17 protein-coding genes are annotated in these 20562 nt (G+C 73.5%); 5 read left to right on the top strand and 12 right to left on the bottom strand.

Features of this window, described 5'->3' with window-relative positions; genetic code table 11:
* Nucleotides 1–34 precede the first annotated feature (34 nt).
* The 4 genes from ACWCP2_RS25800 to ACWCP2_RS25785 form a co-directional block, all read right to left on the bottom strand.
* Nucleotides 35–1228: an ABC transporter permease gene (locus ACWCP2_RS25800; protein WP_450910958.1), complete on the bottom strand. Its 1194-nt coding sequence runs from the start codon at nucleotides 1226–1228 to the stop codon at nucleotides 35–37.
* Nucleotides 1225–1959 (bottom strand): ABC transporter ATP-binding protein, encoded by a 735-nt coding sequence (locus ACWCP2_RS25795; RefSeq protein WP_450910957.1) that lies wholly within the window; start codon nucleotides 1957–1959, stop codon nucleotides 1225–1227. The genes ACWCP2_RS25800 and ACWCP2_RS25795 overlap by 4 nt, the downstream gene beginning before the upstream one ends.
* Nucleotides 1956–3134 carry a peptidoglycan-binding protein gene (locus tag ACWCP2_RS25790; protein ID WP_450910956.1) on the bottom strand — a complete coding sequence of 393 codons (1179 nt, stop codon included), beginning with the start codon at nucleotides 3132–3134 and terminating at the stop codon, nucleotides 1956–1958. The genes ACWCP2_RS25795 and ACWCP2_RS25790 overlap by 4 nt, the downstream gene beginning before the upstream one ends.
* Nucleotides 3135–3238: 104 nt before the next feature.
* Entirely contained in the window at nucleotides 3239–3796 is a 558-nt protein-coding gene (locus ACWCP2_RS25785) for a hypothetical protein (RefSeq protein ID WP_450910955.1), read from the bottom strand.
* A gap of 173 nt (nucleotides 3797–3969) precedes the next feature.
* On the opposite strand from ACWCP2_RS25785, the gene ACWCP2_RS25780 reads away from it, so the two are divergent.
* Nucleotides 3970–4626: a response regulator transcription factor gene (locus ACWCP2_RS25780; protein ID WP_450910954.1), complete on the top strand. Its 657-nt coding sequence runs from the start codon at nucleotides 3970–3972 to the stop codon at nucleotides 4624–4626.
* Entirely contained in the window at nucleotides 4623–5816 is a 1194-nt protein-coding gene (locus ACWCP2_RS25775; RefSeq protein WP_450910953.1) for a sensor histidine kinase, read from the top strand. Before ACWCP2_RS25780 ends, ACWCP2_RS25775 begins: the two co-directional genes overlap by 4 nt.
* A gap of 120 nt (nucleotides 5817–5936) precedes the next feature.
* Here ACWCP2_RS25775 and ACWCP2_RS25770 read toward each other — a convergent pair whose 3' ends face one another.
* Nucleotides 5937–10352, bottom strand: coding sequence for a S8 family serine peptidase (locus tag ACWCP2_RS25770; RefSeq protein ID WP_450910952.1), 4416 nt, complete (start codon nucleotides 10350–10352; stop codon nucleotides 5937–5939).
* A gap of 91 nt (nucleotides 10353–10443) precedes the next feature.
* Between ACWCP2_RS25770 and ACWCP2_RS25765 the strand changes: the two genes are divergently transcribed.
* The 3 genes from ACWCP2_RS25765 to ACWCP2_RS25755 all read left to right on the top strand — a co-directional run bounded on the left by ACWCP2_RS25765 (nucleotide 10444) and on the right by ACWCP2_RS25755 (nucleotide 13776).
* A complete protein-coding gene (locus ACWCP2_RS25765; protein WP_450910951.1) occupies nucleotides 10444–11436 on the top strand; it encodes a helix-turn-helix domain-containing protein in 993 nt (330 codons plus the stop codon).
* A gap of 184 nt (nucleotides 11437–11620) precedes the next feature.
* Nucleotides 11621–12862 (top strand): DUF2306 domain-containing protein, encoded by a 1242-nt coding sequence (locus tag ACWCP2_RS25760; protein WP_450910950.1) that lies wholly within the window; start codon nucleotides 11621–11623, stop codon nucleotides 12860–12862.
* A complete protein-coding gene (locus ACWCP2_RS25755; RefSeq protein WP_450910949.1) occupies nucleotides 12844–13776 on the top strand; it encodes a hypothetical protein in 933 nt (310 codons plus the stop codon). Before ACWCP2_RS25760 ends, ACWCP2_RS25755 begins: the two co-directional genes overlap by 19 nt.
* A gap of 66 nt (nucleotides 13777–13842) precedes the next feature.
* Here the strand turns inward: ACWCP2_RS25755 and ACWCP2_RS25750 are convergent, their stop codons facing one another.
* From ACWCP2_RS25750 to ACWCP2_RS25720, 7 genes are all read right to left on the bottom strand, one after another.
* On the bottom strand, nucleotides 13843–14616 hold the full coding sequence (locus ACWCP2_RS25750; RefSeq protein ID WP_450910984.1) for an enoyl-CoA hydratase/isomerase family protein: 774 nt from the start codon (nucleotides 14614–14616) through the stop codon (nucleotides 13843–13845).
* 50 nt (nucleotides 14617–14666) lie between these two features.
* Nucleotides 14667–15914: a cytochrome P450 gene (locus ACWCP2_RS25745; RefSeq protein ID WP_450910948.1), complete on the bottom strand. Its 1248-nt coding sequence runs from the start codon at nucleotides 15912–15914 to the stop codon at nucleotides 14667–14669.
* A gap of 103 nt (nucleotides 15915–16017) precedes the next feature.
* Nucleotides 16018–17427, bottom strand: a complete 1410-nt coding sequence (locus ACWCP2_RS25740; protein ID WP_450910947.1) for a cytochrome P450 — start codon at nucleotides 17425–17427, stop codon at nucleotides 16018–16020.
* Nucleotides 17428–17437: 10 nt separating this feature from the next.
* Entirely contained in the window at nucleotides 17438–17998 is a 561-nt protein-coding gene (locus ACWCP2_RS25735) for a GTP-binding protein (protein ID WP_450910946.1), read from the bottom strand.
* Between the two features lie 3 nt (nucleotides 17999–18001).
* Entirely contained in the window at nucleotides 18002–18394 is a 393-nt protein-coding gene (locus ACWCP2_RS25730) for a DUF742 domain-containing protein (protein ID WP_450910945.1), read from the bottom strand.
* The gene (locus ACWCP2_RS25725) at nucleotides 18387–19253 is read right to left on the bottom strand and encodes a roadblock/LC7 domain-containing protein (RefSeq protein WP_450910944.1); all 867 of its coding nucleotides are present in this window, start codon (nucleotides 19251–19253) and stop codon (nucleotides 18387–18389) included. Before ACWCP2_RS25725 ends, ACWCP2_RS25730 begins: the two co-directional genes overlap by 8 nt.
* Complete coding sequence (locus ACWCP2_RS25720; protein ID WP_450910943.1) at nucleotides 19250–20455, bottom strand: ATP-binding protein; 1206 nt, start codon at nucleotides 20453–20455, stop codon at nucleotides 19250–19252. The genes ACWCP2_RS25725 and ACWCP2_RS25720 overlap by 4 nt, the downstream gene beginning before the upstream one ends.
* Between the last annotated feature and the right edge of the window lie 107 nt (nucleotides 20456–20562).

Genomic DNA, 20562 nt, shown 5'->3' with positions numbered 1-20562 from the left:
AGGGCGCCCGCCGGCCTGCGCGGATCCGCGGGCGTCACGCCGAGCGCAGGGCGTCCGTGGGGGAGGCCCGGGCGGCCCGCAGCGCGGGATGGAGCCCGGCGAGCGCCGCCACCACCACCGAGACCGAGGGGCCGGCGACGAGGGTGTAGAGGGGGATGGCGGCCGGCCAGCCCTGGACCAGCGCGTAGCCGTACACGGTCAGAGCGCCGAGGAGCAGGCCGCCGATGCCGCCGATGAAGCCCATCAGCACGGCCTCCAGCAGGAACTGAGCCGCGATCTGGCCGCCCCGGGCGCCCAGGGCGCGGCGCAGCCCGATCTCGCCGCGGCGTTCCATCACGCCGACGACCATCGTGTTGGCGATCCCGACGCCGCCCACCAGCAGGGCCACGCCGGCCAGGACGAGGACGAGCGCGGTGAGGCTGTTCTCCGTCTCGGTGCGGGCCAGCAGCAGATCGGAGGGCCGGCTCACCGCGACCACGGTCGGGCTGCCGGGATTCGCGGTGGCCGCGGCCACCGCCTGGACCTGCGGGACGCGTGCGGAGTACGAGCGCAGGTACACGGTCGCGGCGCTGCCGTCGGCCCCCAGATGGGCGACCGCCTGGGGCCGGCCGACCAGGGCCGCCGTGCCCAGTTCGGGGGCGAGTTCGTTCGGCGCGAGGATGCCGAGGACCTGGTACCACTGGCCGCCCAGCCACACCCGCTCGCCCGGTCCGGTGACGCCGAGGCGCTCGGCGGCCCGGTCGCCCAGTACGGTCACCGGGAGGTTCTCGGATGCGGCGTCCAGCCACCGCCCGCTGCGCAGTTCGGCGTGCAGCACCTCCAGCAGGTCGAGGCGCGCGGACAGCACGGTGAGGCTGGAGGTCTGCTGCACCGGTACCAGGTCGTTGCGGTACACCTGGGCCGTGGTGGCCCCGGTGGCGGTGGTCCGCTGCACGGGCGCGATGGCGGAGAGCATCTTCTCCGCGGTGAGCGGCAGCGGTACCGGCTGCTGGTCGGGCCCCTTGCCGGGTGCCACGGTGATCAGGTTGGAGCCGAGCTGGTCCAGCCGCGCCAGCAGGTGCTGCTGGTTGGAGTTCGAGATGCCGGTGACCGCGACCACCGCGGCGATGCCCAGCGAGATCCCCAGCGCGGACAGTGCGGTACGCATCCTGCGGGTGCGCGGCCCGATCATGCCCAGGCGCAGCAGGTCCACGGGGCGCAGCCGGGCGCTCTTGCGGCGGGTCGTCATCGGTGGGCTCCAGCGGGTTCCGGGAGACGTTCGTCGAACTCGATGCGCCCGTCCTGGATGCCGACCCGCCGGGGGAACGAGGCGGCCAGCGAACGGTCGTGGGTGATGACCACCACCGTGGTGCCGCCCGCGTTCAGGGCGTGCAGCAGCTCGACCACGGCGGCGCCGGACACACTGTCCAGGGCCCCGGTGGGCTCGTCGGCGAGCAGCAGCGCCGGCCGGCCGATCAGCGCGCGGGCGATCGCCACGCGCTGCTTCTCACCGCCCGACAGCTGGTCGGGGCGGTGCTCCAGCCGGTGCCCGAGGCCCACCGAGCGCAGTGCCTCGACGGCCCGCGCACGCCGTTCGGAGACCGGCGCCCCGGCGTACAGCAGCCCGGTCGCGACGTTCTCGACGGTGGTGAGTCCGGACAGCAGGAAGAACTGCTGGAACACGAAGCCGATCCGGTGCGCCCGCAGCGCGGCCAGCTCCCGGTCGGACAGTCCGGCCAGATCACGGCCCTCGAAGCGGAGCCGGCCCGCGGTGGGCCGGTCCAGCGAGCCCAGCAGGGCGAGGAGGGTGGACTTGCCGGAGCCGGACGGCCCGACGACGGCGAGGAGTTCACCGGCCTCGACGGTGAGGTCGATGCCGTGCAGGATGCGCAGCGGCGGCGTGCCCGGATACTCCTTGACGAGGCCGGACAGCTCCAGGACGGGGGCGGGGGCGGCGCTCGCCGCCCGGGAACGGGTCATTTGGGGATCACGACCTGGGCGCCGGGCTTCACGTCGCCGGTGATCTGGGCCTTGGCATCGGCGATCAGTCCGAGCCGGACCCTGACCAGCCGGGGCACGGGCCCGTCGGAGACCCGTACGCCGTAGCCGCCGCCGTCCAGGGCGAGCAGCGCGGTGACCGGGACGATGAGCGCGTGGTCGGCCGTGTCGCCCACCACGGTGACGGTCACCGCGGACTGTCCGGCCCGCTGCGCCTGTTCCTGGCCGTCGAGCACGATCGTCACGGTGGTCCTGGCGGCGCCGGGGTCTGCTCCGGAGCCGCCGCCCGGCCCGCCGGACCCCTCCTCCCCGCCCGGGCCGGAGCCCGAGCCGCGGATCAGGGAACGGATGCGGCCCTCGACGGCGGAGCCGTCGGACGCCTTGACGCGGACGCGGCCGTCCGGCTTGAACCGGGAGAGCTGGTTCTCGGCGGGCCGCACGGTGACCACGAGCTCCTCCCGGGTCACGGTCATGACCGGAGAGCCGCCCAGGGCGGCGCCGAGCTGCGCGCCGACCTGCTGCACGCGGACGGACCCCTGCGGCAGCATGACGATGCCGCCCAGGGGGACCGTGCCGGTCTGCTGGAGGCCCAGGGACTTCTGCCAGCGCTTCACGGCGGTGGCGGTCTCCGGGGTGAACTTCCGGTCGGCGGCCAGGCCCAGTCCCTTGGCGTGGCCGAGGGAGACCAGGCCGCGCTCGAGCTGCTCGACGTCGGAGCCGGGCGGAACACCGGGGCCCAGGTCGCGCCACATCGGGCGCTCGCCCGCCATCAGCACCACCGGCTGCCCGTCCACCTCGTAGAGCTTCTGCCCGGCCTTGACGACGGCGCCGACGGCGGGGAGCCCCGTGAGCGTGCCCTTGCCGGCCGCGACGACGGGCGTGGGCGCGTCGTACACGAGCGAGCCGGTGAGCTGGATGCCGCTGGACAGCGAACCCCGCTCCACCGCGACGAGTCCGAACTCCACGCCCTCCCGCTCGGCGCCCCCGCCGCCGCGGTCCCACGGGCGGGCGGCGGCGACCGCACCGGCCCCGGCCACGACGGCGGTCAGCACGAGCGGGACGAGGAGCCGCCCGCGCCGGCGCCCGCGCCCGCGTACCGGTCCGCCGTCGTCCTCGACCGCCACGGCCGCGGGCTCCGCGGCTCGTCCGGGTTCCACGGATTCCACGGATCCCACGGGTTCCACGGATCCCGACTGCCCTTCACGCCCCTCACGCCCTTCACGCCCCTCAGGCCCCTCGGGCCTCTCTCCACGGGTCACGCTCACTCCCCGATCCGGTAGCCGGGCAGCGGGAACCGCGCGTCGCAGGCGCGTGCGGCGGCATCCCACTTGGCCGCGTCGAACACGTCGCGCGGGACGACGACCACCGCGTCCTTCGGGTCCGGGTCCGGCATGTCGGAGTAGCCGTTCTTGCGCGCGCAGTCGACCCACTTGCGGGCGATCTCCACGAACTTCGCCGAGTCGGCCCGCTGGATCTGGTGGATGCCGGGCACCTTCTCGTCGCAGAGCCGGGCCGCTTCGTCGTACCCGGACGGCATGCCGCTGTCCGTGCTCGCCGCCGGAAAGCCGATGTTGCCGTCCTTGTCCTGCTCGACGCTCGTCTGCCCCTGCTTGTGCATGCAGTCGACCCAGGCCCGGCGGACCGCGTTGTCGTCCTGCGGTGCGCCCGGGCCCCCGCGGTCGCTCCCGGCGACCTCGGGCGCCGGGTCGGCGGCCGAACAGCCCGCCAGGGCCAGCACCGCCGCGGCGGTGCCCGCGCTCAGCAGCCCTCGTGTGCTCCGTCGTCCTCGCCCGCGTATCGCGGTGGATGCGCTGCGCATGTCCCACCCTCCCAGTGCGTTGCCGATGAACGCCCAGTTCTACGGTTCGCGCGGTGAGCCCCCTGTGATCGCGCGCCTAACCACCGGCTAACCCGGCTGCGGGCAGGCTGGTCCCCGGCGCCGGCTCGGGTGGAACAGCGGCGCCACGGGCGAACGGAGCGGAGCGGGACGCGATGCGGGTGCTGATTGTCGAGGACGAGCGGGAGCTGGCCCGGATGCTCGCCGAAGGACTCCGCGACGAGGGCATGGTCTGCGACCTCGCCCACGACGGCCTGGAGGCGCTCCGGCGGACCGGCGAGGCCGACTACGACGTGGTGATCCTGGACCGGGACCTGCCCGCACTGGGCGGCGACGCCGTGTGCCGCGCGCTCGCCGCGACGGGACATCCGGCCCGGATCCTGATGCTCACCGCCGCGGACACCCTGTCCGACCTCGTCGAGGGCCTCGGCCAGGGCGCCGACGACTACATGACCAAGCCGTTCTCCTACCTGGAGCTCGTCGCCCGGCTGCGCGCCCTCGGCCGGCGCTCCGCGGCGGGCCGGGCGGAGGTCGTGCTGAGCCGGCGCGGCATCAGCCTCGACACGGTGCGCCGGGTCGCCGAACGCGACGGCCGCCCGCTGCACCTGACGCCGAAGGAACTGGGCGTCCTGGAGCTGCTGCTGGCCGCGGACGGCGCCCCGGTCAGCACCGAGGAGCTGCGGGAGCGGCTGTGGGACACGGGGCTCGACCCGGCCACCACGGCGGTACGGGTCACCGTGCACGCATTGCGCCGCAAGATCGGCGATCCGCCGCTGATCGTGCACGACGCCGGCTACGGATACCGGCTGTGAGCCGCCCCGGGCCCGGCCGCCTCCCGCTGCGCGCCCGGCTGACGCTGGTGACCACGGCCGTCTTCGCGGTGCTCGGCTGCGGGGTGCTGGCGCTGAACTGGCTCAGCTCGCGCCAGCTCATCGAGGCCAACCGCGACCGCGTCACCGAGGCCGTGGGACTCCTGGAACAGCCGGTCCCCGACCCCGGGACCGCCGAGGTGCCCCCGGAGTCCGCCCAAGCCGCCCTCACGACCCCGGCGCGGGCCTTCGACGACTTCCAGAGCGCCATCCTCGGCGATCTGCTGGTCCGCTCCGCGCTGCTGCTCACCGTGTTCACGGCCCTCGCCGCGCTGCTGGCCTGGTGGGCGAGCCACCGTTCGCTGCGCCGGCTCCACCAGGTGACCGGGGCCGCGCGGCGGATCAGCACCGGCAGCAGTCTGGACGAACGGCTCGCGCTGGACGGCCCGTACGACGAGATCCGCGAACTCGGCGACACCTTCGACGCCATGCTCGACCGGCTCGACCGCAGCTTCACGGCCCAGCGGAGCTTCACCGCGCACGCCTCACACGAGCTGCGCACCCCGCTGACCGTGCTGCGCACCGCGCTGGAGATCCCCCTCGCCCGGGGGCGGGTCCCGGACGAGCTGCGCCCCGCCGTCCTGCGCGCGCTGGACGCCAACGCGCGGATCGAGCGGCTGATCGCGGCCCTGCTGACCCTGGCGCGCGCGGAGAGCGTCGCGCTGGTGCTGCGGCCGGCGGACCTGGCGGACGCCGCCCGGACCGCGGTGCACGACCTGGCCGAGGAGGCCCGTACGGCCGGGGTCCGGGTCACGCTCGACGCGGCGGCCGCGCCCGTGGCCGGGGACCACGCACTGCTCCGGCAGGTCGCGCTCAACCTGCTGGCCAACGCGGTGCGCCACAACTACGACAACGGCACCGCCGTGATCGCGACCGGCACCGCGGCCGGCACGGCGTTCCTGGAGGTGTCCAACACCGGACCCGTCCTGCCGCCGGAGGAGGTGCCCGCCCTGTTCGCACCGTTCCACCAGGGCCCGGAGCGCTCCGGCGGCTTCGGCCTCGGGCTGGCCGTGGTCCGGGCGATCACCGCCACGCATCACGGCGAGATCGTGGCCACGCCCCGCGCGGGAGGCGGGCTCACGGTCCGCGTCCTGCTGCCCGGCCGCGACGGGGGCGCGGCCGGGGCGGGTTGACCCCGGTCGTTGCGATGCGTCCCGGTGCGCACTCCGGCCGGTGCGGTCGCCTGGTCGTACGGCGGCCGCACCGGCCGGGAGCGGGCCGGCCCGGACCGCGGGGGTCCGGGGGCCAGGGCCTCAGTCGTCCAGCTCCAGGCGGTGGACGCCGCCCTGGTCGACGCCGGTGAAGAGGTACCGTCCGTCGGGCGAGGCCGCCAGGGACAGCACGTCCTTGTTCGGCAGGGAGCGGGAGATGTTGCGCCAGGTCAGCCCGCCGTCGGTGGAGCGCAGCACGCCGCGTCCGCCGGTGGGGGTGAAGTCCCGCCAGCGGGTGCTGGTGCCCGCGTAGAGGGTGTCGCCGACCCGGAGCAGGTCGGAGACGCTGATCCGCAGGGGGCCGGTGTCCGCCTTGGTGAAGGTCTTGCCGCCGTCCTTGCTGACCCGGATCGCCTGGCCGCCCGTGATCATGGTCCGGCCGGTGAACTGGACGGCGTGCACCTCGGCTTCGGACACCTGGGTCATGGTGGCCCCGAAGTCGTCCGAGTAGGACAGCCCCCACAGGCCGCCGAACCAGATCCGTCCCGGCTTGCCGGGGTCGGCCACGATGGTGTCGTAGTACCGGCCCTGGTCGAAGGTCTTCCAGTGGGCCCCGCCGTCGGTGGTGGTGTACAGGCCGGCGGAGCTGGAGCTCTTGAAGGAGACCAGCATCCGCTCGGGGTGCGCCGGATCGACCAGGAACGCCGTTCCGTTCGCCTCGCGCGTGGCGACGTCCGACCAGGTCCGGCCGGAGTCGGCGGTCTTCTGCAGCACCACGTTGTAGAGGTAGTTCACCAGCTGCCAGCCCGACTTGGGGTCCTTCACCGACGGCTGGAACCCGACGACGGAGGTACCCACGGTGCCCTCGCGCTCCGCCGCACCCCATTCGGGGCTCGTGGCGGGCACCCGGGTGCGGTACGTGCCGACCGAGGTGCCGGCGAGGAGCTGGTCCCCGAAGGCCGCCAGTGCGGCCACGGACTCGCCCTGCACGCCGATCCGGCGGTAGCCGCCCTCCCGGGTGGAGCGGAACAGCCCGGCCGAGCCGGAGCCGATCGTGTGGGAGCCGTCGGCCCAGCGGTCGTAGTCGTAGACCACCGAACCCGCGACCGGCTGCGCGGACGTGGTCCACGTACGGCCGCCGTCCCGGCTGAGGGCGCCGGTGCCGCTCAGGTCGTCCTGGTAGATGTCGCCGCCCGAGACGTCGACCACTCCACTGGCGGTGCGGCCGCTCCGCGCGACGCTGCGGCCGCCGTCCCGGCTCACGTACAGGCCCGAGTCCTGGCCCTGCACCTTGATGGCGAGCAGCGGTCCGTCGGCGTCGAAGCCACCGATGATCTGCACGCGCGGCGTGGCCTGGAAGACCGGCCGCGCCGGCTTGGGGGAGCCGGTGACGAAGTCGCGGATCACCCAGATCGCCTGGCCGGCCCAGAGGTAGAGGTCGTCGCCGCCGATCACGCTCTTGGCGACGTACCCGGTGATCCCGGTGAGGTCCACCGGCGTCCAGCTCGCGCCGCGGTCGCGGCTGACGAACCGCTCACCGGTGTACTCCGACGTGGCGAGCAGGACACGGGTCCGGGCATCGGCGCTCAGCTCGGTGATCGCGGCCGGCGGGCCGGCCATCCGCTCCCAGGAGCGGCCGCTGTCCTCGGTGCGCATCAGCACGCCGCCCTCCGGGAACGCGGACGGGTGCGCGCTGACCACGGCCTCCCACCAGCGGCTGGGATCGCGGGAGTCGATGACCAGGGACGGCTCGGCCAGCGCGTTGCTGACCGGGGTGTGGCCCCGCTGCTGCCAGCTCCTGCCGCCGTCGGTGGTGAGCCAGGCGCCCGGGCGCGTGCCCTGGGTCATCACGGCCTGGTCCGGCTTGCCCGGTGCCAACTGGGTCGTGCCGACGGCGCTGTTGGGGCCGACCGGCTGCCAGTCCCGGCCCTTGGGCTCCTTGAGGGCCACCTCGAAGGCGCCCGTACCGTACTGGCGGACCGCCGTGTCGGTGGTGGCGCGGGCGGTCATCGTGTGGACGCCCGATCCGAGACCGGTGAAATCGGCCCGGTAGTAGGAGGGGTCCGCGGTCGCCGCCGTCGCCTTGGTGTAGGGCTTGCCCTTCGGCGGGGTGACGGTGAGCACCGGCGGCGCGGTGAGCGGCGTCGGGCTGTACACGTACACGGTGGTGGAGCCGTCGTTGGAGGGGTCCTCGGCCGGGTCGACGTACAGCGGGATCGCCGCCATCAGGTACGGGACGGTGAGCGCGCGGCCGCCCTTGCCGCCGCCGGCGGGGGTGACGGTGACGCGGCCGCTCAGGTAGTTGGTGGCGTAGTCCGTGACGTCGGGACGGTCGCGCTCGACGGTCAGTGTGACCTTCGCGCTGCCGCCCGCCGGGATGGTGACGCGGCCCGGGGTGACGGTCGCGGGGCCGGTGACGGTCACCTGGCCGGTGACCGGCGCGCCGCCGGTGTTGTGCAGCACGACCTCCCGGCTGCCGGTGACCTTCGGCCCGTCCATGTGCGCCAGGCCGAAGGAGACGGTGGCGGGGGAGGCGTACAGCCCGGCCCGGGCCGCGGCGTCCGTGTCGAGCCGGCCGCTGCCCTGCGACTGCAGGTCGGGGCCGTCGAGCGGCTTCGCGGAACCGATCACCTCGGCGCGCAGCCGGTCCGCGGGCCGGTCCGGGTGGAGCTGGCGCAGCAGCGCCGCGGAGCCCGCGGCGAGCGGCGAGGCCATCGAGGTGCCGGACATCCGCTGGTACCCCGGGGGTTCCACGGCCTTGGGCACCGTGGAGAGGATCTCGACGCCGGGGGCGACGATCTCGGGCTTGAGGCCGAGCCGTTCGGAGTCCGGGCCGCGGGAGGAGAACGAGGCCATCTCGTCGGTGGAGTCGCGGCCGCCGAGCACGAGCCGCCCGCCGGACTCGGCCAGCGCGGCGAGCCGCTGGCCCGTCTCGTAGTCCACGCCGGTCACGACCAGCCGGTCCAGGCGCAGGGAGTCACCGGACTCCGCGGGCGTGGCACCGAGCAGTACCTCGCTGCGGGCGGCCGCCCCCGTACGGGCGGGTGCCTGCCCTTGCTGCGGCTGGAGCGGGTTCGCGCGGCTCTTGCCGCCGAACACGACCGGGCCGCCGCCGCCTCCGCCGACACCGCCCACCAGGGCGAGGGCGCCGCGCCGTTCGGCCTCGCGCCAGGTTTCGAGCTCCTCGGGCCACACGTCGTACGGGTTCACGGCCGGCGGGATCGCGTACAGCACGACCTTGCCGCGGACGTCGCCCGCCTTCGCCCAGTCCTCGGCGGTGCCCATGCCGAGGCCGACCACCCCGGCGGTCACCTCCCCGGCCGGCGGGTTGGCGGAGCGTCCGCCGCGGTAGCTCTGCAGGGTGTCGCCCGCCACCTTGAGCACCGGCAGCCGGATGCCGCTGGTGGAGGCGCCGACGGCGACGACCCCGGGAGCGGCGGCCGGGGAGCCGACGGTCCAGTAGCCGGGACCGGCGTTGCCGGCGGCGGCGAAGACCAGGACGCCTGCGTCGACGGCCGCGGACGCGGCCCGGGAGAGCGGGTCGCTCGCGGTGCCCGCGGCGTTGCCGAGGCTCATGTTGATGATGTCGGCGCGGTGCGGATTGGCCGGGTCGACCGCCGCCTCGATGGCCGCGATGATGCCGGAGTCGTCGCCGCTGCCGTCGGCGCCGAGCACCTTGTACGCGAGCAGTTCGGCGTCCGGGGCGGCGCCGGTGACGCCGCCGGCCGCGGCGGCCCTGCCCGCGACGATGCCCGCGACATGGGTGCCGTGGCCGTTGTCGTCCATCGGGTTGGCATCGTTGTCAACGAAGTCCCAGCCGCCGACCACCTTGTGGCCCTCACCGAAGCCGCCGCCCAGGTCGGGGTGGGTGTAGTCGACGCCGGTGTCGATCACGGCGACGGTGACGCCCTTGCCGGTGACCTTGACGCCGGCGGGATCCTCCCGGGCCCACAGGGCCGGGTTGCCGACGACCTCGTTGGCGTCGGTGTCCAGGGCGCGCGCGGTGCCGGCGGGGCTGACGGCCCTGACGCCCGGCAGCTTTCGCAGCGTGGCCAGGTCGCCGGCGCCGACGGTCATGGCCACGGCGTTGAGCAGCAGGGTGTGCCGGCGTACGGATGTGGGGGCGATGCCCGCGTCCTTCGCCTCGGCCAGGAACGCGTCGTGCCTGCCGGTCAGGTTCTTGCGTACGGCCGTGACCCGGGCGGCCCGCGCCTTCCTCGCGGTCTCGGCGGCCTTCGGGTCCCGGGCGTTCCCGGGGGCTGTGGTGCCCCCGGTGATTCCCGCGCCTCCGGTGGTTCCCGCGCCTCCGGCGCCTCCGGCGGCCCCGGCGTCGTCCGCGGAGCCGGAGGCGGCTACGGCCTCCAGCGCCGCGGCGCCGTCCAGCTCGACGATGACCCGCTGTGTGCCCTGGCCCGCGGGATCGGGGGCGGCGGCGGCCGGCGGGACCGCGGCGAGCAGTCCGCCGAGCACCGCGGCGACCAGGCCCGTGTGCGCAGCTCTTCGGTGTGAGTGACCCATAGGCGGTACCTAATGCGCCGCGGTCGGGAGAGGGCAACGATTCGCTGTGGCCCATTGCTGCCGCTGGCACAGGTGGGCCACGATGGCCCGCATGTCCCAGGAACTGGCGGCCGTCGGAATCGACGCCTTCGACGAGCAGGTCTACCGCGCGCTCCTCGCCCGGCAGGCGGCCTCGCCCGCGGAGCTGGCGGGCGAGCTCGGCGCGTCCTCGGAGCGGGTGGCACGGGCACTGGACCGGATGCACGACCGCGGGCTCGTCGGGCGGCTGTCCGGCGTCCGCCGCCGCTACGCGGCCATCGACCCGCAGCACGCGGTGGAGGCGCTGATCCAGGAGCGCACCGTGGAACTGGGCCGGGTGCGTTCGGCCGCAGGCGAGCTCGCCGGACTCTTCGAGGCGGCCCGGCGCGGCGACGCCAAGGAGGTCGAGATCGTCTCCGGCCGGGAGGCGCTGGGCCGTTGGTTCGTAAGGCTCCAGCAGGAGGCGAAGGAGCAGGTCCGCACCCTGGACCGGCCGCCCTACGCACTGACCACCGCCAACCCGGTGGAGGAGACGGCGATGCGCGGCGGGCTGACGTACCGCGCGGTGTACGCCCCGGAGGCGCTGGAATGGCCGGGGGTGCTGGACGACATCCGGCGGCTGGTGGCCCACGGGGAGCAGGCGAGGGTGCTGCCGGGACTGCGGATCAAGCTGGCGATCGCGGACGACACCCTGGCGCTGATGCCCCTGTCGCTGGACCTGACGGACGTACGGGCGGCGGTGATCCGCCCGTCCTCGCTGCTCGACGCGCTGACCGACTACTGGCGGCTGTGCTGGACCCTGGCGACCCCCCTGCTCGCGCCGCCGGGCCCGGCGGGACCCGGCGAGGGGGCCGCGGAACCGGGGGAGGAGGCCGCGGAACCGGGCGAGGAGGACCGTCTGCTCCTCGCCCTGCTGGTCAGCGGGTTGAAGGACGAGGCGATAGCGCGCCAACTGGGCTGGTCGGTACGGACCATGCGGCGCCGGATGAGCCGGCTGCACGACCAGCTCGGCGCGGCCAACCGTTTCCAGGCCGGGGCCGTGGCCGCCCGGCGTGGCTGGATCTGAACCGGCCCGGCCCGGGCGGGACCCGTGCACGCGGAGCTGCGCACGGAGTCGCACGCCGAGTTGCACGCGGAGTTGCGCACGGAGTCCGTCAGCCTTGTTGACCGGAAGTCGAACAGGCCCCTACCTTCTGAAACGTCCGGAGGGGGCTCGGCTCCCGGACTTCGGTGGTGGAGGGGAAGTCCCGGTGAACCGTCTCCAGCGCGTCCCGTGGGCGCGCGCGGCGACCCTCGCGGTGGTGGCGGTCTGCGTGGTCTACGCGCCCGTCGCCATGACCGAGATGTGGTCCTACGCCAGGCCCGGCGCTCCGGCCCCGGGCGAGTGGATCCTGGGCCGCACCGTGTCCCCGGAGTACGTGGCCGAGGCGCTGCGGACCCGCATCGCACCGTACGGGCGCAGCCTGGTCCCGCTCGTCGTGCACTCCGTGCTGGGCGGGCTGCTGATGCTGCTCGGGCCGGTCCAGCTGCTGTCGGCCGTCCGGCGCCGACCGCGCCTGCACCGCGCGGCGGGCGCCGTGTTCGCGGTGACGGTGTACGCCTCCATGGCGGGCGCGGCCGTGTACCTCGTGCGCACCGCGCCCGAGGACGCCTTCAGCGGGCCGACGTTCTGGATCGCCCTCGCCACCATCCTCGTCGGCACCACGCTGAGCGTGACGTTCGGGATCCTCGCGGCCCTGGGCCGCTTCCCGGACCTGCACCAGCGGTGGATGCTGCTCTGCTACGGCTACCTGATGACCGCGCCGCTGCTGCGCCTCGAATGGGGAGCGCTGCCCCGGCTGCTGCCCGGCCTGCCGATGGAGGAGATCAACCGCGTCGCGACCACGCACCTCGGCTCCGTCGTCGTCTTCGGCGCACTGCTCGCCTCGCGCGCCCTCGACCGGAGCGGGCGTCCCGCGCCCGGGCCGGCCGCGGGCCCCCTCGGCGGCGCCGGGACGTGGGTACCGTACCCGGCGCTCGTCCTGGCGCACCTCGCCGGCGCCGCCGCGCTGGCCCGGATCGGCTGGTCGTTCCTGTCCTGGGGCGCGGCGGGCGAACGGCTGCTCCTCGGCTACCTGCTGCCGTACGCGGCCACGTTCGCGGTGCTGACCGTGCGCCACCGGCGCGCCGGCCGGCGCGGTGACGGGTGGGCGCACGAGGAATGGCGCCTGCACCTGACGGCCCTGTGCCTGGCACCGCTGTTCTCGCTGGCCGCCGCCGTGCCCTTCGACCGGTACGCGGGCCTCGACCGTGCCACCGCCCTGATCGCGGGGGTCGCCATCGGCTGCGGGGTGGCGGCCTTCACGGCCACCGCCGTGGTGAGCCTGCGCGTGGTGTACGCCCGCGAACTGGCCCGGCGCGGCGGGCCGGCCGGCGCCGGCTCCGGTGCCGCACCTGTCCCTGTACGCAACGGAGTCGAGGGAGTCGAGGGCGCATGGCAGTCGAACCGCTAGGGGGTGTCCTGCCGGCCGGGCCGGACCGGGGACCGGACGACGGACCCCGCCCGGGACCGGACGGCGGGCTCCCGCAGGGACCCGGAGACGGGCGCCGGCTCACGGCGGGCGTGACGATGCTGGCCGTCGTCGTGGGCGTCGTCAGCCTCACGACGGGTGCGTTCCTCGTCGCCGCCAGCCTGGCCGGATACGCGGGCGGCGCCTGGAAGTCACCGGACCCGCTCAGCCCCGGACTGATCGGAGCGGCCATGGCCGGCGTGACACCGGGCCTGTTCGCGATCGGCCGGGCACGGGTCTGGGAAGAGGTACGGGTCCTGGTGATCCCCCTCGCCGTGGTGCTGCTGGGCCTGTTCACCGTCAGCCTCCTCAACGCCGGCACGCTCCAGGTGGCCGCGGGCGCCTCGATCGTCCTCGCCCTGTTCAGCCTCGGCTGGGTCGCCCTCCTCGGACTGCTCGCGGCGTTCGCGGTGCTCGCCGTCGCCCGCCAGTGCCTCCAGCCCGGCTCGCCCCTGAGGCGCAGGGAGGTCCCCCTGCCCGGCTGGTCCAAGCCGCCCATGGCCGTACTGGGTTCCGCCTGGCTCGGCATCGGTGCCGGACTGCTCGTCCTGCCCGGCTTCTGGGCCGGGTTCATCCCCTGGGAGGTGAACCGCGCGGACGCCCAGGGGCTCGGCGTCTGGGCGCTCGCCCTCGGCATGGGCGTCCTCGGAGCCCTCGCCGAGGACGACCTCAGCCGCGTGCGCCCCGCCCTCCTCGCCCTGCCGGGCGTCTCGCTCGCCACGGCCGTCGTCCTGGCCGTCCACGCCCCCGCCGTCGACTGGAACTCCGGCCCGGGACTGGCCCTGACCACCCTGATCGCCGGACTGTTCTGCACCGCCGTCGCCGGGCACTGGTACGGATCGCGCCGGGCGGCGTAGACCGGAGGGTCCGGGCGCCGCCCGGCGGCCGGGCCGGCCGGATCGGCCGGACGGCCCGGACGGGGCTCAGCCCCTCGCGTGCTGGTGGAGCGAGGCGGCCAGCAGGTGGGAGTCGAGCAGGGAGACGTCCGCCGTACGGTCCGCCCGCGCGTAGCCGGCCAGCATCCGCTTGGTCAGCACGAGGGCCTCAGGCGAGCGCCGGACGAGGGGCCGGGTCCAGGAGTCGATCACCTTGTCCAACTGCTCCAGCGGTGCGGTCCGGTGCAGCAGGCCGATGCGCTGCGCGGTGCCGGCGTCGAAGACGTCGCAGGTGAGCATGAGCTCGCGGATCCTGGAGGCGCCGACCTCGGAGACCAGCCGGCCCATCGCCCCGCCCCAGGCGGGCGGCAGCCCGATGCCGACCTCCGGCATGCGGTAGCGGCTGGTGTCGGAGCCGGCCCGCAGATCGCAGAAGGCGGCGAGGGCGAGGCCCGCGCCGACGACCCGCCCGTGCAGCCGGGCGATGGTGACCGCGTGGGTGTTCTCCAGGGCCTGGCACAGGCGGTGCGCCTTGTCGGCGATGCGCCGCAGGCCCACTCCGGAGGGATCGGCGGCCAGGGCCTCCTGGTACTCGCCGCGGTCGGCGCCCAGGCAGAAGTCCGTACCCAGTGACGACAGCGTCAGGATCCGGACGCCGGGTCTCTCGTGGAGGTCGTCGAGCAGGGCGATGAGATCGTCGAGGACCGCGGCGTCCAGTGTGTCGTCCAGCCCCCAGGGGTTGAGGCGGACGTGCAGTACGGGACCGTCCTGTTCGACGAGTATCGCCTTGGGCGCGGTCCGGACGTGTGCGGGGGCGTGCACGGCTGCGGGGACGGCGGTGGTGACGGGGGCGGGGAAGGGGGTCGGTTCGGTCACGCGACTGCTACGTCCAGGTTCAGGAGTCGCCGGAACGCCACGCGGGGCGCCATCGACGGGGGGCGTACGAGGGTGAGGCGGGGGAGGCGCTCGACCAGTTGCCGGAGCAGCGTCTGTGCTTCGATCCGGGCCAGCGGCGCACCGAGGCAGTAGTGGATGCCGCCGCTGAACGCGAGGTGGTCGGTGGGGCGTTCGGGATCGAAGAGATCCGGGTCCTTGTGCCTGGCCGGGTCGCGGTGCGCGGCTCCGATCATGAGGTGGACCATCTCGTCGCGGCGGACCTCGAAGCCTCCGAGCACCGAGTCCTGCGAGGCGATCCTGCTGATCACGTGGGTCGGCGGGTCGTAGCGCAGGGTCTCCTCCACGAACCCGGGCACGAGGTCCGGGTTGCCGGCGACCCTGGCCCAGCGGTCGGGGCTCTCCACGAGCCGGAGCGTCATCGTCGAGAGCAGGGTCGCGGTGGTTTCCAGCGCGGCGAGGAGGACGAACAGCACCAGGTAGTAGACGGCCTCGTCGGCCTTGTCCCGGTCGGGCTCGATCGCGTCCCAGGTCTGGATCCACCGGGTGACGGGGTCGTCCCCGGGCCGGGAGCGCCGATCACGCACCAGGTCCATGAAGTAGGTGCGCAGTTCGGCCGTGGCCGCGTCGGACAGGGCCAGCTGGCTGGCCGACGGCAGGAGTTCCTGGGTGAAGACCTGATCGTGCGTCAAATCCCGGAGCCTGGGCCAGTCGGCCCGGGGGAGCCCCAGCCATTCGCCTATGGTGGCCACCGGCAGTTCCTCGCAGACGAGTTCGTTGAAGTCCGCCTCGCCGGCGCGTATTCGCTCCGTGAACGCGTCGAGGAGCTGCTGCGAAGTCCGCTCGACCGTATGGCCGATGCGTTCCACCGTGCCCCGGTCGAAGGTGCCCGCCGCCCGGCGCACCCTGGTGTGGTCCGGGGGGTTGAGCGCGGCGAGCGTATGGCCCATCTCGCGCGAGGAGGGCGCGTTCCAGCGGGTTCCGGCGCCCTGGCGCTCGCGCCACTCCCGGTCGGGCTCAAGCCACTGACGGCTCCTCAGGACCTGGTCGCAGGCAGCGAACCCGGTCACGGCGAAACCGCCCCACGGGGCGGGTACCACCTCGCCGCGCGCGAGGAGTTCGTTGTAGATGGGGAAGGGGTCGGCCTGCCCTCTTGCCGTCCGCAGACGGGAGAAGAGGGAGGCGGACGCCCGGCGGTCGTACGTCGGGGTTGTGGCAACGCCCATGATGGCGGCTCCTTTCTGAGAACCAGCCGCCATGCATACCCGCATGATCGTTAAGCATCCGCTACCGCCGAGTACTCAGGGTGTTACCTGAATCACAGATTCCTCATTCGCCTCGGGTCCACGCCAAGAAGCGGCTGAACAGGCCTCCCTTGGTTGACTGTTGGGCTGCCGAACCGGTACGCGCACCGGAGGCGGCGGCGTGGGAGGACGAGGCGGAGGCCTCCTGCTGGGCGCCCTGGCCCGCGTTCGAGCCCGCCGTCCAGGCGGTCCCGCCGGCCCCGGCCGGACCGGCACCCTGGGCAACTGCCCTCGGGGTGAAGCGGATCGGCAGGGTGACCAGAGACCGGCTCCACGGACTCGGCGCCCAGGTCAGCGACTTGAAGGGGACGCGCAGCTCGACGTCGTGAAGCTGGTTGAGCAGCGTCTCGACGGCGGTCACGGCGATCATGAAGGCCGGGTCCTTGGCGGGGCAGGCGTGCGGGCCCGCTCCGAAGGCCAAGTGCGCCTTCGCGCTGAGCTGTTCCCGGTGCTCGGTCAGCTTCGGGTCGGTGTTGGCCGCGGCGAACGACACGAGGATCGGGTCGTTCGCGCGGATCACCCGGCCGCCGATCTCCACGTCGTGAGTCGGGTAGTGCGCGGCGTAGTTGGAGATGGGGGCGTAGTTCCAGAGGGTCTGGGAGACCGCGTCCTCGACCGGGAGGGCGAGCTGCCAGTCCTCGCCCAGGTACAGGGCGCTGCTGGTACCGATGGCGGCGGTCAGCGGCGCGGTGCCGCCGGAGAGCAGGGTGACCAGCTGGTGCAGCATCTCCTCGTCGCTCAGCCCCGCCGAATGCTCCATCAGGCGGGTCGTCAGATCGTCCGTCGGCCGACGCCGCTTGAGGGCGATCAGCTCGGTGAGCGCCCCGCCGAGCACCTCGTCGGCGCCGGGGGTTCCCTCGAAGATGCCGCTGATCCCGGCGATCACCCGGTCGCCGATCTCGGGCGGGCAGCCGAAGAGCTCGCTGAAGACCAGCAGGGGCAGCGGCTGCGCGTACTCGGACATCAGCTCGGCATGGCCGCGGATGTCCGTACTGAACTGGCTGATCAGGTAGTTGGCGGACTGCTGCGTCTGCCGGATGAGCTGGTGCTCGTTGACGGTGGCGAGGCTGTCCGTCACGGCGCGCCGCAGCCGCGCGTGTGCGGCGCCGTCGCTGAAGAGCGCGTTGGGGCGGTAGCCCATCATCGGCAGCGCCGGGCTGTCGCCCGGGACGCGGCCCTCGCTCAGCGCGTTCCAGCGGCGCGAGTCGCGGACGAAGGAGGCGGGGTTCTGCAGGACGTACAGCGCGGCGTCGTAGCTCGTGACGAGCTCGACCTGCACGTCGGGGGCGATGTCCACGGGCGCGCTGGGGCCGTAGGAACGCAGCTGTGCGTAGTGGCTGTCCGGGTCGGCCCCGAAGGAGGGGCCGTACATCTGGACGTTCCCGTGCGCGGGGCAGCCGGGGGGTATCTCGTTCGGGTCACGTGGCTGTTGCATTCCTGCGCTCCTAGCCGAGTTGGGACATGAGGTGTTTCACGAGGGTGATGAGGGCCCGCGCCGAGGAGTTCTCGTCCCGTACGTCGCACTCGACGACGGGGGTCTCGGGGGCGAGGTTCAGGGCCTCGTGCACCTCGTCGAGCGGGTAGTGCGTGGTGCCCTCGAAGTGGTTCACGGCGATGGCGTAGGTCAGGCCGAAGCGCTCGACGAGGTCCAGGATGGGGAAGGACTCGTGGAGCCGCTCCGGGTCGACGAGGACCAGCGCCCCCAGAGCGCCCCGGGAGAGCTCCTCCCACATCTCCTTGAACCGCTCCTGGCCCGGCGTTCCGAAGAGGTAGAGCACCAGGGTGTCGCTCAGGGTGAGCCGGCCGAAGTCCATGGCGACGGTGGTGGTCGTCTTGTCGGGCGTGCCCGACAGGTCATCGAAACCCACACTGGCTTCGGTGATCTCCTCCTCGGTCCGCAAGGGTTCGATCTCGGAGAGACTGCCGATGCAGGTGGTCTTGCCGACCCCGAAATGCCCCACGATGAGAACCTTCACCGCGTGGGAGACATCTGGATCCAGGTACACGCGTTACGCTCCGAATCGATTCTTCAGGCCTTCGAGCACGGCGCTGACCAGCTCTCTGTCGACACGTTCGGCGCGCGGGATCGGTGTCCTCGCAAGGATGAGTTCGTCCTCCTCCAACTGCGCCAGCAGGATGCGGACGACGCCCAGGGGCAGGTGCGTGTGACCCGCCACCTCGGCCACGGACAGGAAGCCGTTCGCGACCAGGTCCATGACCCGCGCCGCTTCCGGGGACAGCGTGCGCGCCGCCACCTGCCCGAGCTCGGCCGCCGCGGTCACGAGCGTCGTGTGCTCGTACTCGTGGTCCGGGGGCAGCGCCCGTCCGTTCGTGATCACGAAGAGGGGGACTAAGGGGGAGGTCAGTTCCAGCTCTTCGTCCCGTTCGGGCCCCTCAGACATGGCCGGCCCCCTTCCCCGGCGCCGATGCAGCCGTAGCCGTGACCGCGCCCGCAGAGGTCAGACGGGGCACCACCTCGTGCAGACGCGTGGTGAACTGCTCGATGTCGCAGTCGTGTTCGGCGGCGGCGGCCAGGAAGGCATCGGGGCCGGCCGCCATCAGGAAGATCCAGCCGTGCTCGAACTCGATGACCGTCTGACGCCATTGCGGGTCCTCCACGGCCCCGGCGAACTGGGACGTGACCCGGCTGTAGGCGTGGATGCCCGTCATGGCCGCGGAGATCGTGTCCGCGAGGTCGCGGCTCATCCCGTTGGTCGCCCCGCGGGGAAGGCCGTCCGACCCCAGCAGTACGGCGTGGCGGGCACCCTTGACCTCCGACATCACCCGGTCCAGCTCGCCCAGGACGAATCCCGCGTCACCGGGACCCTGCTGCCGGGGGACACCCCCGCGCGGACCTCCGGCGTCCTCGGTGCCCACCCGCGGAGGCGAGGTGAGGTTGTTGCCGAGCCGGGCGACGAGGCGGTGCATGCGGAAGGAGATCTGCTGCATGTCCACATCGGGCGCGGCCGCGGCGGCCAGGTAGGAACCCTGCCCCGCCCCGATCAGGAAGCTCCAGCCGTGCGCGAACTCGATGATCGTCTGGTTCCACCGCCGGTCCTCCTGCGTCCCGGCGAAGTGGGCCGTGGCCCGGCTGAGCGACTGCATCCCGGCCATGGCCGCCGAGATCGTGCGCACGTCCTTCTCGGCCAGGCCTTCGGTCGCGCCGCGAGGAAGGCCGTCGGCGGACAGCAGGACGGCGTGCCGTGCACGGGGCACGTTGTGCACGATGTCCTCGAGCATCCACGAGAGGTCTGCGGTCATGCCTCTTCGGGCCCTTCGAACGAGGTGGCGTCAAGGTTGCGGCCGGAAAGCGTGCCGCGCTGGAAGGCCCCCAGGCTGCGTCCGGAAGCGCGGCCCGTCTCCCCCGGGGACCGGGGCGCCGGCGCGGTGGTGTCGGGGTCGGGGACGCTCGCGATCGGCGCCTGGCGCGCACCGCGCTTGGGCAGGCCGTGCATGGTGCGCGAGGTCGCGCCCACGGCGGGCCGGCTCTCGGCGGGGCGCCGGAACTCGCTGACCGGAGCCTCGCCGACCGGAGCCTCCTGCACGGGCGGGATCTCCTCCATGGTCCACAGCTCCTCGGGCAAGAGGACGACGGCCCTGACGCCGCCGTATCGGGAAACTCCGGTGACATCGACCTTGAAACCGTGCTGACGCGCGATCAGGCCGATCACCGGGAAGCCGAACTTGGGCTGGGTCCCGAGCTGCGACAGGCGGGGGGCGATCTCTCCGGAGAGCAGCGCGGTCGCCCGCTGCCGCTCCTCGTCGTTCATGCTGACACCGGCGTCGTCGATGACGATGCACAGGTTGTTCTGGACCCGCTGGAACGTCACCTCGATCGGTGCGTCGTGCTGCGAGAAACTGGCCGCGTTGTCGAGCAGCTCCGCCACGGCGAGGGCGACGGGCGCGACCGCGGAGGACTTCAGGGCGAGACTGGTCTGCTGCATGATGGCGACCCGGTGGAAGTTGCGGATCTGCCCCTGGGCGCTGCGCACCACGTCGTAGACGCTGGCGGGCCTGTTGCGGCGGCCGAGCGGCGCCCCGCACATGACGGCGATGCCCTGGGCCTTGCGCGCCATCTGCGCGTTGGCGTGGTTGACGTCCAGCAGGTCGCTCAGCACGGTGTGTCCGCCGTACTTGCGCTGGATGCCGTCGAGAAGCGTCGTCTGCTCGGCGGCGAGGCTCTGCAGGAGGCTGGCGGCACCCTTGAGGACGGCCTTGGTGTTCTCCTCCGCGGCTTCCCTGGCCGCGCGGAGCGTGGCGTCCTGCTCGGCCTGGAACCTCATCAACTCGGCGCGCGAAGCGTGCAGGTGGCTGTCCGTCGCGAGCAGCTGGTGCCTCAGTTCGGCCTCGGTGTGCTCCTTCTTCGCCCCCAGCGCTCTGTTGCGGGCGACGAGTGCCACGACCGCGACGACGGCTATCGCCGCCACCGCAACCAGGCACCACACAAGTGCGTCTCGATTCATGGAAACCTTTCCCGGCGCGTGCCATGCGGACGGCTGCAGATACACCTCGCGAGGCCCCGCAACACAGCTGATCGGCACGGTTCACCTGCTGTTGCGCGGAGAGCATG

Source organism: Streptomyces sp. NPDC002104, from assembly GCF_053593795.1.
The sequence above is the reverse complement of the archived record's forward strand: the minus strand, read 5'-3'. Positions and strand labels throughout refer to the sequence as shown.